This window comes from Hymenobacter sp. DG25B (assembly GCF_000801315.1).
In the GTDB taxonomy this organism is placed as follows: domain Bacteria; phylum Bacteroidota; class Bacteroidia; order Cytophagales; family Hymenobacteraceae; genus Hymenobacter.
This window is the reverse complement of the sequence record NZ_CP010054.1, coordinates 499,563-514,171: the sequence shown is the minus strand read 5'-3', so window position 1 is coordinate 514,171 and position 14,609 is coordinate 499,563. Positions and strand designations below refer to the sequence as shown.

14 protein-coding genes are annotated in these 14,609 nt (G+C 56.0%); 3 read left to right on the top strand and 11 right to left on the bottom strand.

Annotated features, from left to right (window positions below; translation table 11 throughout):
• Positions 1-85 precede the first annotated feature (85 nt).
• The 3 genes from PK28_RS19820 to PK28_RS02280 form a co-directional block, all read right to left on the bottom strand.
• The gene (locus tag PK28_RS19820) at positions 86-361 is read right to left on the bottom strand and encodes a helix-turn-helix domain-containing protein (RefSeq protein WP_071885035.1); all 276 of its coding nucleotides are present in this window, start codon (positions 359-361) and stop codon (positions 86-88) included.
• A 56-nt stretch (positions 362-417) separates the two neighbouring features.
• Positions 418-1,302, bottom strand: a complete 885-nt coding sequence (locus PK28_RS02285; protein ID WP_156126201.1) for a hypothetical protein — start codon at positions 1,300-1,302, stop codon at positions 418-420.
• Between the two features lie 101 nt (positions 1,303-1,403).
• A complete protein-coding gene (locus PK28_RS02280) occupies positions 1,404-2,723 on the bottom strand; it encodes a site-specific integrase (RefSeq protein ID WP_044510984.1) in 1,320 nt (439 codons plus the stop codon).
• 549 nt (positions 2,724-3,272) lie between these two features.
• Between PK28_RS02280 and PK28_RS02275 the strand changes: the two genes are divergently transcribed.
• From PK28_RS02275 to PK28_RS02265, 3 genes are all read left to right on the top strand, one after another.
• The gene (locus PK28_RS02275) at positions 3,273-4,880 is read left to right on the top strand and encodes a glycosyltransferase family 39 protein (RefSeq protein WP_082016912.1); all 1,608 of its coding nucleotides are present in this window, start codon (positions 3,273-3,275) and stop codon (positions 4,878-4,880) included.
• A gap of 6 nt (positions 4,881-4,886) precedes the next feature.
• Positions 4,887-6,473 carry a glycosyltransferase family 39 protein gene (locus tag PK28_RS02270; protein WP_044510978.1) on the top strand — a complete coding sequence of 529 codons (1,587 nt, stop codon included), beginning with the start codon at positions 4,887-4,889 and terminating at the stop codon, positions 6,471-6,473.
• Positions 6,474-6,538: 65 nt separating this feature from the next.
• Positions 6,539-7,726, top strand: coding sequence for a hypothetical protein (locus PK28_RS02265; protein WP_316931958.1), 1,188 nt, complete (start codon positions 6,539-6,541; stop codon positions 7,724-7,726).
• Positions 7,727-7,770: 44 nt separating this feature from the next.
• On the opposite strand, the gene coaE is transcribed toward PK28_RS02265, so the two are convergent.
• From coaE to PK28_RS02225, 8 genes are all read right to left on the bottom strand, one after another.
• Positions 7,771-8,373 (bottom strand): dephospho-CoA kinase, encoded by a 603-nt coding sequence (gene coaE / locus PK28_RS02260; RefSeq protein ID WP_044510973.1) that lies wholly within the window; start codon positions 8,371-8,373, stop codon positions 7,771-7,773.
• Between the two features lie 2 nt (positions 8,374-8,375).
• The gene (locus PK28_RS02255) at positions 8,376-9,308 is read right to left on the bottom strand and encodes a YbbR-like domain-containing protein (RefSeq protein WP_048825457.1); all 933 of its coding nucleotides are present in this window, start codon (positions 9,306-9,308) and stop codon (positions 8,376-8,378) included.
• Between the two features lie 55 nt (positions 9,309-9,363).
• On the bottom strand, positions 9,364-9,693 hold the full coding sequence (gene yajC, locus PK28_RS02250; RefSeq protein WP_044510970.1) for a preprotein translocase subunit YajC: 330 nt from the start codon (positions 9,691-9,693) through the stop codon (positions 9,364-9,366).
• A 98-nt stretch (positions 9,694-9,791) separates the two neighbouring features.
• The gene (locus PK28_RS02245) at positions 9,792-10,313 is read right to left on the bottom strand and encodes a DUF1573 domain-containing protein (RefSeq protein WP_048825454.1); all 522 of its coding nucleotides are present in this window, start codon (positions 10,311-10,313) and stop codon (positions 9,792-9,794) included.
• A gap of 161 nt (positions 10,314-10,474) precedes the next feature.
• Entirely contained in the window at positions 10,475-11,476 is a 1,002-nt protein-coding gene (locus PK28_RS02240; RefSeq protein ID WP_044510966.1) for an isocitrate/isopropylmalate dehydrogenase family protein, read from the bottom strand.
• 110 nt (positions 11,477-11,586) lie between these two features.
• Entirely contained in the window at positions 11,587-11,901 is a 315-nt protein-coding gene (locus tag PK28_RS02235; protein WP_044510963.1) for a YtxH domain-containing protein, read from the bottom strand.
• Between the two features lie 91 nt (positions 11,902-11,992).
• Positions 11,993-13,177: a transcription antitermination factor NusB gene (nusB, locus tag PK28_RS02230; RefSeq protein WP_044510961.1), complete on the bottom strand. Its 1,185-nt coding sequence runs from the start codon at positions 13,175-13,177 to the stop codon at positions 11,993-11,995.
• A 92-nt stretch (positions 13,178-13,269) separates the two neighbouring features.
• Entirely contained in the window at positions 13,270-14,361 is a 1,092-nt protein-coding gene (locus PK28_RS02225) for a Glu/Leu/Phe/Val dehydrogenase dimerization domain-containing protein (RefSeq protein ID WP_044510959.1), read from the bottom strand.
• Positions 14,362-14,609 lie beyond the last annotated feature (248 nt).

Sequence of the window (14,609 nt, the reverse complement as noted above, 5' to 3'; positions counted from 1 at the left end):
ACCAGCGCCATCAAAGCAAGCTTAGCGACTGGCTTGACGGATGATTATGGATATGGCAAGGTGTAGGGGCCATGTAGCAGGACAGCTACCTAGTGATGGCACGCCTGCCTTCTTCTAACCATGCGACCAACTCGGTACGGTTGAAGTAAAGTTTGTTGCCTCTTTTGCTGTGCGGAATAGCTCGTGCAGATACGAGTGCATAAATGCGAGGCTTGCTCAGCCGAGTTACTTCTTGGGCTAATTCAATGCCTCCCACTGCCGCAGCGGCAGGAGGAGCACTGCGCAGATGTTGCAGGGCTTCCAGCGTCAAGGCCTCCAGGTTATTTAACCGGGCATTGATAAGTTCAAAAGGGTTGTTCATGGCTATCGTCGTTTGTTGTTGACGCTAGCAAAGGTTATCGTCCGTTATCGGTGAGACTAGTCTCGGACTAGTCTCTGTGTTTTTCGCAGCTTATCAGCATCCTCTTCTGCTTGCTTCTTCTGCTTATCTGATAAGGATGGCAAAATTGCATGTATGTCTTTTAACATCGGTTTAATTTGCCCTCCATCTACATTAATAATATTAATTTCTTTATTAAATTTTAAATAAAATTTATATAGCCTTTCACCTGATTTTAACCCATAAGGCTCAGCAACTTTTTCCGCACTTTTAATAGAAATTATTTCATGTTTACCTTGATAATGGTGAAGCAGTGATATTTGTTTATGAGTCCATGCCTTTCCATTTGGGTGTGTAATTTTAACTTGCTTAATTACAGGCTGTTCAAAATATTCGATTTTATATTTGTCCAGGAAACTTATAGCAGTTTGCAGAACTACTACTCTATCTGCTTTTAAGATACCATCATAATTAACTGTGTTAAACAAGGGTGAATCTATTGATTCAGCATCAAGAACACGAAGCCGTATTTCAAATATTGACAACAGGTAACCCAAATCATTTTTATCAAAATCAACTTGATAAAATTCTTTTAAGAAAATTCTAAATCGCTCTATCTCGTTGTATATAACCTCACTGACTTCAATAGCAGAATACTTTTCTATCATTTCAGGCAACCATTCGTGATAGTAGAAATGATAAGGTATATGATTAGAATATAGCATATCTTCTACGCCTAATAATTCCAAAAACATATCTTCATCCATTTTGGTAACATCCTCTGGATCAAATAATCTTATTATATTTATTCTTTTTTCTAATTCTTGCATAATAAATGCGCGCTCATTCTCATCTTTAAGGTCTAAAATATCTATATCAAGCATACGAGCAGCAGCTATTGTTCTCCCCAGATCGAAGGCCATTGCTTCTAGTTTATTCCTTCTATTCCAGTATTCTACCATTTTTGAATTTGCTTAAATAAGCAATAAAATTATCAGCGGTTTTAAACGGCTTTTATTATCTTTTACAAAAGATGTTCATATGCAGCATCAATTATTTCAGAGGCAAAGGAGCCTAGGTATATAGCTGTTACGGCTTCTGACTTATGGCCCATGGCCTCACTAATCACCCCCGTCGCAACGCCTCCCTGTTTAAGACTGGTGGCGAATGAATGACGCGCTACATAGGTCGTTAGAGGCGTCGCTATACCTGCCAGCTCACCTAACTCCTTTAAGTCCTTATTCACCTGGCCCAATACTTTATGCAGGCGGTTCTTGATTTGAGTCGGGCTTACATGCTTGGCAGGATCCAGTACTGGAAACACGTAGCTAGTTGGCGTAGCATACGTGAACGGTCGGTAGGCCCCGACAATAGCAGCGGCAGGGGCTAGCAGACGCAAGGAGAACTTCCCCCCTGTCTTTTGCCGGATGTAGTTCAACCGTTCCGGGTAACCGGTATCTGCGGAGGCTCCCGTTAAGTCCCGCCACCGTAGCTGGGCTAAGTCGACAAAGTTGATACCGCCGCCATAGAAGGAAAACAGAAAGACATCTTTCGCCAACTGTTGCCGCTCATTGGCCGGCACGAGGGCTTCCAAACAGCGCAGCTCATCGCGGGAAACTGCCCGCTTCGCAGTACTCACATCGAATTTACCTACCTGGAACTTGTGCTTCTCCGCTACTGTGCGAGCGAAAGGGTAATATTCCCCTTTCGCTACCCCAGCCGCAATAGCTTTGTTTAAAACGGCCCGTAACGTCCGAAACCGTTGCGAAAGGGTAATTTCTTCGACTCCCGTAGCCCGCAATGATGCCTCCCATTTGTTGCAGAAGGAAACTGACACTTTATCGAAGGCAATGTCTCCTCCAGCTTCAGGGTAGGCTTCTCCCAAGAACTTAGCGAGCTGGTTTCTTAAATCCCGATAGATAGTCGCATTACCTACCTGCCCGCCGGCCTTCATTGCATCGCTTAGCTCCGTACAGTAAGCCAGCAGCTTAATGCGGCGCGTAGCCTTGCGCCCTTCTATGGCTTTTGCCGCCACAGCGGGCGCATCGTGCTGCTCATCATCGGCCGCCAGACTCTTTGCCGCATTCTCGTATTTGGTTTGCCACTCCTGCAACTTGGTCAGCAGCTCTTCCCGGCCAGGCTCCGGAAAGCTTTTCCGCACCTCTCGCTTCGCCTCGTTCCAATACTTCGGATGCAAGCTTAAACCAGTAGCCAGATACTTCAGCTTACGGTCTTTGGTAATGCGCACCATGAAAGGGTGCGAGCCATCCGCCAGGGTTTTATGAGTGTAGTAAACTACCTTCACCGTAGCCCGCCCTTCCTTGTGTTCGGTTGTCTTTGCCATGTGTTTAAACCGGCGGTGGTTTAAACGCTGGTTTAAACAAATATAGTAAAACAACCGATAGCACCAGTAAGCAACAATAGATAAAAACCTCTTTAAAGCACTTTAAAGGCACTTTTGATAAAGCACAGAAAAGCCCAATAGCGCATTACCCGATGCCTTACAAGCAGAGGGTCACTGGTTCGAACCCAGTATCTCCCACAAGTACAAAAAGCCACTTCGCAGCAATGCCGAGTGGCTTTTTTGCTTTTGGTTTACGGCGCGTTTTAACGCAATTCTGGCGGCGGGGCCCGCCGTGATGCCTACCTAACTTTCCCTATCGTCTTGGTGATGTAATTCGGAGTTCCGGTTTTGGCCGGGAAGCGCTGAAATGCGCCTGTTTTTAAGGCTTGATCGGGAGGCGCGGTGCGGCTCCGCCCCAGCCAATGCAGGCCTCATGGTTCAGGCGGAGGGGATATTAGCCGAAATCAGCTGGCCGCGGTAGTCCACCGGACAGCGTGTAGTTCCAGACTGTATCTTCGCCGGAAACTATCAGCGTAGTATTTCATTAGCATGCCCGGATTAGCTACTCGATTTCAAGGCCCTGTTTCCTGGGGGCGCCTGGTGCCCCGCCTGTTTTTCGCGCTGGTGCTGCTGCTGGGCGTGCTGCTGTACCGCGACTACGGCCTGAGCTGGGATGAACCGACGGACCACCTGAACGGGAAGGTAAACGCAAAATATATTGGCGAGCTTTTCTTCCCTGAGCTGGCCCGCCGGGAAGCATCGTACGCAGCCATTCCGGATTTCGGCGGCTTTCCCGAGCACGACCATGGGGTACTCTTTTTGCTGCCCGCCGCAGTACTGGGCCGCATCTTTACGCCCGGCGATACGCGGGAATTCTACTTCATGTCGCACCTGCTCAACTACCTTACCTGTACGCTGGGCATCTGGGCGCTATACCGGATAGGGCTGATTCGGTTTAAGGACTGGCGCTGGGCGCTACTGGGCAGCCTCTGCCTGCTGCTTTCCCCCCGCTTTTTTGCCGAAAGCTTCTATAACTCCAAAGACCTGGTATTTACGGCTCTGTTTACGCTGGCTATGTACACGCTGCTGCGCCTGCTGGAGCGCCCCACCATGAGCCGGGCCGTGGTGCATGGCCTGGCTACCGCCGCCGCCATTGATGTACGGGTAATGGGGGTGTTAGTGGTGGCCTGCACATTGGGCATGCTGGTGCTGGAAGCCTTTGCCCGGCCCACTCCCGGCAAGGGCGTGCTGGCTCGGGTGGGGGGCATATACCTGCTGGCGGGCGCCGTGTTCACCATTATTGGCTGGCCCTACCTCTGGGCCAGCCCGCCGCACCATCTGGTACTGGCTTTTCAGTCAATGAGCCACTTCCGTTGGGTGGGCCCGGCATTCTACCTGGGCGATATGCTGCTCTCCACGCAGCTCCCTTGGCACTATGCCCCCGTCTGGATAGCAGTAACCACCCCCGTAGCCTATACCGTGGCTTTTATTGGCAGCGTGGGCGCCTTGGTGGCCGGCTTTAGCCTGCGCCGCCTGCTTACCTCCCCCGCTTACCGCTACGATGCCCTGTTTCTGGCCTGGTCCGTAGGCCCAATGGTGATTGTGGTGGTGCTGCACTCCGTTTTGTATGATGGGTGGCGGCACCTTTATTTTCTGTATCCGGCGCTGCTGCTACTGGCCGTTGGGGGCATGCAGGCGGGCGCACAGGCAGCACAGCGGCATCGGGCGTGGCGCCCGCTGGCGTTTGGACTTGCGGGGCTGGGCGCCGCAGAAATGGGGTATACCGTGGTGCGCATGGTGCAGGACCATCCTTACCAGAACGTCTACTTCAGCTTTTTGCCCGGGCCAATGGCGGAACGCTTGTTTGAGCGAGACTACTGGGCTCTGTCTAACCGCCAGGGCGTTGAATGGCTGCTGGCGCACGATACATCCCCGCGCGTTACGGTGCTTGCCAACACCGCCAATCCCATTGGGTTTGTTCATCTGGTGTTGCGCCCCGCCGAGCGCCAGCGCCTGAGTATAGGAGACCCAAATTCCCGCTATTTCCTGACGAACTACCGCGAGCATCCCCAGCCTTATCCGGCAGACACGGGCAAGGAAATTTATACCATCTGGGCCGGCGGTATGCGGGTTCTTTCCATCTTTCAGCGCTACTAACCTGCTATGGAAGGCCCCTGGGCGCGGCGTTTGCCCCGCGTATTCTTTGCCGTGCTGCTGTTGCTGGGCGGGCTGGTCCACCGCGACTATGGCGTGTCCTGGGATGAGGTGAACAACCACCTGAACGGGCTGGTGAGCCTGAATTATGCGGCCCGACAGCTGACGCCGGAACTGGCCCAACGCGTAACGGCGGGCCACTCCCCCATTCCGGATATCCGGCAGTATCATGACAGCGACCATGGGCCGGTGTTTGAAATGGTGGTTTCGGTACTGGGCTATGCGCTTACGGATGGAGACGCCCGGCCCCTGTACTTTCTGCGTCATTTGCTGGTGTTCTGCATGTTTGTGCTGGGGGTCTGGGGCCTGTATTGTATCGGGCGCTGGCGCTTCCGGGACTGGCGCTGGGGCCTGGTGACCAGCTTGCTGCTGGTACTCTCGCCCCGGTTTTTTGCTGAGGCCTTTTATAACGGCAAGGATGTCGTCTTTATGGCCCTGTTCACGCTGGCGGTGGCCGGACTGCTCTGGATGCGGGAGCGGCCCAGCCCAGGCCGCGTGCTGGTACTGGGCATTCTAACGGCTTTGGCTACTGATATTCGGGTGCAGGGCCTGTTGGTAGTCCTGCCTACACTAGTAGTTCTGCTGCGCCTGCCCGCCGGTGTATATTCTTCGTCTCGCCGGGCATTTCTCATTATGGTCTATCTGGCGGCCACGCTGGCGGTGGCTTTCCTGGGCTGGCCTTATCTGTGGGCCACCCCGCTCACTGAGCTTTGGGCAGCATTTTACCGCCTGAAAAGCTACTCCTGGGCAGAAACCTGCCTTTATTTTGGCAAGCTGATACCCTCAAACCAACTGCCCTGGCATTACCTGCCGGTCTGGATTCTCATTACCACCCCGGTAGCCTATTCCCTGCTGGCCCTGCTGGGGCTGAGCCGGCAGCTTACCCGATTATTTCGCTCCCAGGGAGCCTGTCTTCGGAGCATTGCGGCGCAGGCCGATGCCTGGTTTTCCCTGTGGCTGCTGGGCCCGGTGCTGGTAGTCATGGGCACGCGGGCAGTGGTTTATGATGGCTGGCGGCACGTGTACTTCATTTACCCGGCCCTGCTTTTATTTACCGTGCAGGGCCTACGCTTTCTGGTGCGGGTGGTGAGTGCCCGCCGGCCCATGCGCTGGGTGGCGGGCGCTTTGCTGGCGGCCGCCCTTTTGGAACTGCCGCTTACCGCTGTTCGCATGGTGCGTATGCATCCGTTTCAAAACGTATACTTCAGCTTTTTGCCCGCCCCGCTGGCTGAGCAGTGGTTTGAGCGCGACTATTGGGGCCTGGCTTTCCGGCAAGGCCTGGAGTGGCTGCTCACGCATGATGCCTCCCCGCAAATCACTATTCAGATGGTGAGCATGCAGGAGCCGCTGTATAATAACTCGCTGCTGCTGCCGCAGGCGGAGCGTGCCCGGATTCAATACCAGCCCAATGCCCGGGCCCGATATTTCATCACCAGCTACCGCTGGCATCCGCAGTCTTACCTCGACAGTGTAGGCCGGGAAGTATACCACATCCGGGCCGAGGGCGTTAAGATTTTGTCCATTTTTCAGCGCTAGCAGTGGGAGCCTCCGACTTGCCGGCCCATTTTCCGCCCGTGCCGTAACTTGCACCGCTGTACCCTTTGCCCCATTCAATGATGTCGTTGATTGAAGTTCGTACTGCCGATGAGCAGCGCCTGTTTCGGGATATGCCGGAACGCCTCTACCAGCAGCACCCCCAGTGGATTCGCCCGTTGGATAACGACATTGAAGCCACGTTTGACCCGGCCCGCAACCCTAATTTTGCCCACGGCGAGGCTATCCGCTGGGTGCTGACCAATGCGCAGAACGAGCCCATCGGGCGGGTGGCAGCCTTCATCAACCACCACAATGCCCACACCGACCCCACGCTGCCCACCGGGGGCATGGGCTTTTTTGAGTGCATGGAGGATCAGACAGCCGCTAACCTGCTTTTTGAAACCTGCCAGCGCTGGCTGGCGGAGCGAGGCATGCAGGCCATGGATGGCCCCATCAATTTTGGGGAGCGGGACCGGTTCTGGGGGCTGCTTACGGATGGTTTCACGGAGCCGAACTACGGCATGTTTTACCACCCGCCCTACTATCAGCAGCTATTTGAGAATTACGGATTTCAGGTGTATTTCAAGCAGTATACCTGTTACCGGGAGGTAGCCGCGCCGCTGCACCCCAGCTTCCCTAAAGCTGCCGAGCGCTATGCCACGGAGCACCCCGAGTTCCGCTTTGCGCACGCCAATGGCCGGGACGCAGAGCGCCTGGCCCGTGACTTTCACCACGTGTATAACCTGGCCTGGGCTAACCATTCCGGCATCAATGCCATGCCCCTGGAGAAAGCCCGTAACCTCATCAAGCAGCTGCAGCCCGTGCTGGATGAGCGCCTGCTGTGGTTTGCTTATCAGAACGAGGAGCCAGTGGCCTTTTTTGTGAGCCTGCCGGAGCTAAACCAGATTTTCAAGCACGTAGGTCCCCGGCTCAACCTCCTGGGTAAGCTGCGCTTTGTCTATGAGCGGTGGCGCTACCAGCGCCGGCAGCCCAAGAAAATGTTTGGGGTGATTTTTGGCGTGGTGCCAGCCTGGCAGGGCAAAGGGGTAGAGTCGGCGCTGATGGTGCACGCGCAGCAGCAGTTTATGCAGGCCGGCTACACGGATATTGAAATGAACTGGATTGGCGACTTCAACCCCCGTATGCTGGCCGTTACCCGGTCCATTGGGGCGCGCATCTTCAAAACCCACATTACCTACCGCAAGCTGTTTGACCCCACGCGCCCCTTTGAGCGCTGCCCCATTATCCGGTAGCATTTAGTATTGAACACCCAGGTAGTATTGAACACCCAGGCTGCTTAGCCGGTAGCGCGCAGAAATTGCTCGTGCAGGGCCAGCACCTGCGGTATCACTAGGTGGGCATCGTCGTTGTAAACAACGAAATCGGCGCGCTGCAGCTTTTCTTCTTCACTGAGCTGCTTGCCCATGATGCTGAGCACGTCGTCGGCGGTGCGGTGCGGGTCACGGCGCAGGACGCGGGCATGGCGTACCTCGGAAGGCGCAAAGACAGTGATAATCTGGTCCAGCTGGCGGTAGGCACCGGATTCATACAACAAGGCGGCTTCCTTCAGCACATACGCATGCTGCTGCTCCTGCTGCCGGGCGGCCCATTGTTCAAAGTCACGCCCTATGTGGGGGTGCACCAGCGCATTGAGAGCGGCCAGCTGCGCGGGGTCCTGGAACGCGCGCCGGGCGAGGTAGGTACGGTCCAGCTGGCCCTCGGTGGTGAAGGTTGCCGCCCCGAAAGCCCCTATCAATTCTGCGCGCAGCGCCGGGTCGTGGGCCATTACCCACTTGGCGCGGGCATCAGAATCATACACGGGCACGCCCAGCACCTGAAACAGACGGCAAACCACGCTTTTGCCGGAGCCAATGCCGCCGGTTATCCCAATGCGCCGCATGCTTATTTCTTAGGCGAGGTGAGTGACACATGCACCACCGGCGTCAGGAGACGTGCCCCCCGAATGGGCGGCTTGGTGGGCGTGAGCAGGGGCTGCAGGGTAGAATCGGCGGCGTGCAGCTGCCCATAATCCAGCAGTACCCGCACCTGCGAGAGGTCGAGGCCGGCGGTATCTGCTCCAAAGCTTTGCACCTCCACCAGCATCCGCACCGGACGGATGGTGTAGGCCTGCCCAATGGGGAAATTGTGCAGCTCCGGCATTACGGATACTACCCGGCTGACCAGAGGCCGGGGCTGCAGCCGGATATACACATCCTGCACATCCGTAGTCACCAGTTTGGGCCCGCCAATAGGCACCCGAATAGAGCCGCTGCTGCTGCCGGCGGGCGCCTGCGGCAAATGCACCAGGTAGGGGCTGCTCAGGCGTGACACCACCTGCGACGGCCCCCGGAAGGAGATACTCTCCGGCGAGAACTGCGCCAGAAAGGGCAGTGCTGTACCATCGGCGGCCGGGCTCAGCATCAGGGGCAGGCGGCGGCTCACCAGCCGGTCGAACTCCACAAAGATGGTATCCGTGAGTACGTAGTTGAGCTGCATACCCTCCATGGCGCCCATCAGTGTGGGGCGCAGGGCGGTGCCCGGCAGAAACTTGGTGCCCGGCAGGCGGCCCAGCACAATTTCGGCCGGGCGCACGTCCAGCATCAGGTTTTTACGCAGTAGCTTCCAGCCCCGGGCCGTTACGTTGACGGCCACCTCCGTAGGCAGCGGCTGCACCGGAACATACTTACGGGCATCGTAGCGCCACACCACCGGGTAGGCAATGCGCGTGGTATACACCTTGTTCAGGGCATTCAGCATCCAGAATGTAGAGGCGGCCAGAAAGCACGCCGTTACGGCCCGCCAATAGCTCCGCTCCTGCCCCAGAAAGGGGCTCAAGAACCAGCGGGCTATATGGCGAACATTCAGGAGCGACACCCTACAAACAGGTTAATCAGGATTCGGGAACTACCACTGCCTCCGGCTGGGCCGCGCCGCCGGCCTGGCGGGCAATGGCCGTGCGGTCGAAGCGCAGCTTAGTGCCGCGGTCTACTTCCAGCACCACGGTTTCGGGTGTTACCTCTACTATTTTGCCGTGCAGGCCGCCAATGGTTACTACCTGCATGCCTTTAGCTACGGCTTCCCGGAATTGCTTGGCATCCTTGGCACGGCGCTGCTGCGGCCGAATCATAAAGAAGTACACTACCAGACCAATGGCAATGGGAAATAACAGCGACGTAAAACCTTCGCCGGCCGGAGCCTGCAGCAATAAAGTAAGAAACATGGATGGGCGAACAGAATGAGAAAATCAAAGAAAGAGGGCGCCGCCGGCTACTATGGTAGCATACCGCACCCTCTCGCCTTCTGGTTTCGAGTTACAGATTATTTCCGAACCGGGCCGTTGGCACCATCCGGGAGAATATTGGTGCGGATGGAAATTTTGGTGATGCTGGGCTGGGTATTGCCCTGAATGGATATTTCCTTGTTCTGGATACCCGACTTGCCCTGGCTGTTGAACTGCACATCAATAGTGCCTTTTGCGCCGGGGGCAATGGGGTCTTTGGTCCAGTTGGGCGTGGTGCACCCGCAGGAAGCAATGGCATTTTCAATCAACAGCGGGCTTTTGCCCGTGTTGGTGAAGGTGAAAGTGTGCTTTACAATGGCACCGGGCTTGATGTCACCAAAGTCAAACTCGTTTTCAGCGAAGGTCATCACCGGCGCGTTGGGGTTAGGCGCTTCCGTGTCGCTGGCTACGTTGGGGTTATCTACGGTGGGGTTGGCGGCGGCTTCGTTAGCGGCGGCATTCATGCCCTCAACACCTACTTCGGCGGGTTTATCCTGGTTGCAGGAGCCCATCAGTAATACGCCGGAAAGCAGGAAGGCGGAAAGGAATGTGCGTTTCATAGAAAGAGAACATTGGCTGCCCGCAGGCAGTTTTCAGTTAAAACAACGTTTGAAAGTACTAAAGTAAGCTATGCCGGGTATAAACCCGAAAGCCCTCCCGCCAATTCCCATCAGCAATGACAGAAACCGCGAAAGGGCTTTGAGAATCAAGCCGTAACCGGCTACGCCAGGTTCTCGATAATGGCCTGCGCAAACTCGGTGGTAGATGCCTGGCCGCCCAGGTCGCCGGTGCACTTTTCCTTGGTTTTCAGGGTAGCTTCCAGGGCCTTCTGAATCCGGTCGGCGTGCTGGTGCTCGCCCAGGTGGTGGAGCATCATCAGCGCGGAGCGTAGCAGGGCGGTGGGGTTGGCTTTGCCCTGGCCGGCAATATCCGGCGCCGAGCCGTGTACGGCTTCAAAAATGGCCATGTCGTCGCCGATGTTGGCGCCGGCTACCACGCCCAGGCCGCCTACCAGGCCGGCGCAGAGGTCAGAAAGGATGTCGCCGAACAGGTTGGTGGTCACCACCACGTCAAACTGCTCGGGCTTGTTCACCAGCTGCATGCACATGTTGTCGATGATCTTGTCTTCGAAAACAATCTGCGGAAACTCAGTGGCGGCTTCCTTGCAGGCATTCAGCATAAGCGTGCCGGCCATTTTCAGGATGTTGGCTTTGTGGGCCAGCGTTACCTTTTTGCGGCCATGCTTGGCGGCATAGGCAAAAGCGGCGCGGCAGATTTTGCGCGAGCCGTTTACCGTAATGCGGTTAAACGAGTCGGAAATACCCAGTCGCTCGTCGTACACTTCCAGACCAGAATACAGGCCCTCGGTATTCTCGCGGAACAGCACCAGGTCTACGCCGGAGTAGCGGGAGGTGATGCCTTCCGTGGTCTGGGCCGGGCGCACGTTCTGGTACAGGTCGTACTTCTGGCGCAGCGTGATGTTGATGCTGCGGAAGCCTTTGCCTACGGGCGTGGTGATGGGGCCTTTCAGCGCTACGCGGTTGCGCTCCAAAGAGTCCAGCAGCGCCTGCGGAATCAGCTCGCCCGACTGGTCGAACGTGGTCTGACCGGCGTTCTGCTCTTCCCATTGCACGGGCACCTGCGCGGCGGCAAAAATGTCAATAACCGCTTTGGTGATTTCCGGGCCGATGCCGTCGCCGGGAATGAGGGTGATGGTATGCATGACGAATGAATATGCGAAAAGATAAAATGTGAAAAATGTGAATCGTGGCTACTGTCGGCTTTACACCTACATAGCAGCACGTTCTTCACATTTTTCACATTCCGTTAAAATTACAGCGTGGAGCGGCGCGAGTTAATCTGGTTGATGAGCTGGTCAACATCACCCAGCAGCTGCTCGGCTTTATCCTTGGCGTCGCGAATCACGCGCTGCCCTTCTGATTTGGCCGTGGAGGGCGCATTCTCGCTGCGGCTGGTGACGAGGCTTTCGGTGAGATCAGCCAGAGTCTCGCGGTATTTTTCGAGCTTATAGCTGAGCCAGCTGCGGGTTTCGCGGCCTTTTTCGGGGGCGTATAAAATGCCGAGCACGGCCCCGGTGAGGGCGCCGCCTGCAAAGCACAAGATGCCGGTAGTGGTTTTGCTACCCATAATGCGGAAAACGTGGCGTGGTGGGAAGAGGGAGAAACAGATGAATAGGTGTTAGACTCAACGGTTGCGGCCCGCCGGAGGTTGCCGCCGGCTACTGGTTATCCAGCAACCCGCGCCCCGACTTGCGGATAGCGCCGCTGGCCGTCAGGTCCTGCGCCAATTTATCCAGAATACCGTTCACAAACTGCTTGCTCTTGGGCGTACTGTAGTTTTTGCTGATTTCAATGTACTCGTTAATGGTCACTTTCACCGGAATAGCCCGGAAAGAGTGCATCTCACACAAGGCCATTTTCAGAATAATCTTGTCGGTGAGGGCTACGCGCTCCACGTCCCAGTTCTGCACGGAGTCGGCAATGAGCTTTTCGTACTGCTCATCGGCCTCCATGGTCTGCTTGTAGAGCGCCTCAGCAAACTCCTTATCCTCCTGCCAGTTAGCCGACAGCGACATAAGCTCCAGGTTTTCGTCCGCCTGCTCGTCGAGCATTTTCAGCGTCTTCATCACCAGGTTTTTCACCACGGAGCGGTTTTCCTCCCAGTTCAGGTCGTCTTCTTCCAGCCAGGCCGGCAGGGCCTCGCCTTTAAACACGTATTCCTTGTAGAGGTGCTTCACAATTTCCTGATCCTCGGCGTAGGAGCCGGCCGGGGCGGCCAGGTAGCTCTGCAGTTCGGCATCGTTGCGGATTTCGTTGCGCCAGGCCATACGCAGGGCTTCCATCTCATCCTCGCCACCCCAGTGCAGGGTGCGCCGAATGGTAAGGTCCTGCAACTGCTTATTCTCGGCCAGCTTCTGCAGCACCTGGTTTTCCTCCAGGCGCGTGGTGTCCAGGCGCTGCTCCTTGGGCGCGGTGTAGCGCCGCGACTCGCGGTTTTTCTCCTCCTCAAACACCTGCAGCAGCGCCGTAGGCAGGTTCAGCAGGTGAATGTACTGGTCATGAATGCTCTCAGCCGCGTGCACCATCTGGCCGCCAAAGAAAGTACCATCCTTGGCCTTGGCCTTCTTATAGTACTTAATGGCATCCTGCACGGCGTCGTTTACCTCTTTGTCGTCCAGGGGCTCCGGCTCTTCGCCGGTTTTCAGCCATTCCTTGAAGATAACCTCCGCCATCTTCTGCTGGCCTTTCAGCACCTTGCGGTCCTGGGGCTCCGGCGAGTTCAGGTCAGGCGCAAAGGCATCCGCAATGCGGTCAAGGGCCAGGGAGGCATCGGACCCAATGGCCTGCTGATAGGCATACAGGGCCTGCATGACTTTAATGCGGAGCGTGCGACGGTTGAGCATGATGTGAGTTGTCAGTTGTCAGTTGCCGGTTGCCAGTTTTCAGATAGTCGTTCAACAACCTGGCAACTGACAACCGGCAACCGGCAACTCAATTAGTAAGTGGATTTAACCTTACCGATGGCAGCAATGCGCTCCTCCGCCTGCCGGATAGCGGCAGCTTGGGGGTGCGAATGTTCCTGCTCGGCTTTTTCAAGCACCTGCGTGGTGTAATCGTAAATTTTCTCGGTCTGCGTGAGGGCCGACTGACGGCTGCCGCCAATCACCTCGGAGTACACATTGATCAGGCCACCGGCGTTGATCAGGAAGTCGGGGGCGTAGATGATGCCGCGCTCTACCAGCGCCGGGCCGTGCACATTCTCGTCCTGCAGCTGGTTGTTGGCGCAGCCGGCAATGACTTTGCACTTCAGACGGTCCAGGGTATCATCGTTGATGGTAGCCCCCAGCGCGCACGGCGAGTAGATGTCCACGTTCTGATCGTAGATTTCCTCCAGGCCCACGGCTACCGCCTTGAATTTGGCAGCGGCTTCAATAGCGCGGTCTTCGTAATAGTCGGTCAGGATGAGCTTGGCGCCTTCCTTGGAGAGATGCTCCAGCAGGTAGGTACCCACGTGGCCCACGCCCTGCACCGCAATGCGCTTGCCGGCCAAAGAGTCAGAGCCGAAAGCCTTTTTCGCAGCGGCCTTCATGCCCATGTAGGTGCCATACGCCGTTACCGGCGACGGGTCGCCACTACCGCCCATGCTTTCGGGCAGGCCGGCCACGTGTTTGGTTTCCATCCGGATGTACTCCATGTCCTTGGTGGTCATGTTTACATCTTCGGCGGTGATGTACTTGCCGTTGAGGTTTTGCACGAAGCGGCCGAATTTGCGCAGCAGGGCTTCGTTTTTCAGCGTTTTGGCGTCGCCGATAATCACGGCTTTGCCGCCACCCAGGTTCAGGCCGGAAATGGCTGCTTTGTAGGTCATGCCGCGCGAAAGGCGCAGCACGTCGTTCAGAGCTTCGGCATCGGAGGCGTAGTGCCACATGCGGGTGCCGCCCAGGGCCGGGCCCAGCACGGTGTTGTGAATGCCAATAATGGCGCGCAGACCGGTGTCCTTGTCGTGGCAGAACACCACTTGTTCGTGCTCGTGCTCGGCAATCTGACCAAAGATGGACGTAGAAGCCAGGGTTTGAATTTCAACCATGCGGGTGGAATGTTTGAAAATGGGTGGGTGGGGAAAATTTGGGTGGGAAACCGCAAGGGCCGGCTTGTTGTATCTTTGTCAACACGACAATACCGCCCCCGCAATTCGGGTGCAAAAGTAACCTGTTTTTCTGACTCCGGCACCCTACCCGCTATGTACCCGCTTATGGTGTCGGTGGTTGTCTGTATATCCTAACCTGCTTTCCGTGCGCGCCCTCGCTTCTACCAATAAATACCTCTTCCGCTATA

Bases quoted from the DNA above. Each gene is read 5' to 3' on its own strand.
- PK28_RS19820 (WP_071885035.1), bottom strand. From the start codon at position 361: ATGAACAACCCTTTTGAACTTATCAATGCCCGGTTAAATAACCTGGAG.
- PK28_RS02285 (WP_156126201.1), bottom strand. From the start codon at position 1,302: ATGGCCTTCGATCTGGGGAGAACAATAGCTGCTGCTCGTATGCTTGAT.
- PK28_RS02280 (WP_044510984.1), bottom strand. From the start codon at position 2,723: ATGGCAAAGACAACCGAACACAAGGAAGGGCGGGCTACGGTGAAGGTA.
- PK28_RS02275 (WP_082016912.1), top strand. From the start codon at position 3,273: ATGCCCGGATTAGCTACTCGATTTCAAGGCCCTGTTTCCTGGGGGCGC.
- PK28_RS02270 (WP_044510978.1), top strand. From the start codon at position 4,887: ATGGAAGGCCCCTGGGCGCGGCGTTTGCCCCGCGTATTCTTTGCCGTG.
- coaE (WP_044510973.1), bottom strand. From the start codon at position 8,373: ATGCGGCGCATTGGGATAACCGGCGGCATTGGCTCCGGCAAAAGCGTG.
- yajC (WP_044510970.1), bottom strand. From the start codon at position 9,693: ATGTTTCTTACTTTATTGCTGCAGGCTCCGGCCGGCGAAGGTTTTACG.
- PK28_RS02245 (WP_048825454.1), bottom strand. From the start codon at position 10,313: ATGAAACGCACATTCCTTTCCGCCTTCCTGCTTTCCGGCGTATTACTG.
- PK28_RS02240 (WP_044510966.1), bottom strand. From the start codon at position 11,476: ATGCATACCATCACCCTCATTCCCGGCGACGGCATCGGCCCGGAAATC.
- PK28_RS02235 (WP_044510963.1), bottom strand. From the start codon at position 11,901: ATGGGTAGCAAAACCACTACCGGCATCTTGTGCTTTGCAGGCGGCGCC.
- nusB (WP_044510961.1), bottom strand. From the start codon at position 13,177: ATGCTCAACCGTCGCACGCTCCGCATTAAAGTCATGCAGGCCCTGTAT.
- PK28_RS02225 (WP_044510959.1), bottom strand. From the start codon at position 14,361: ATGGTTGAAATTCAAACCCTGGCTTCTACGTCCATCTTTGGTCAGATT.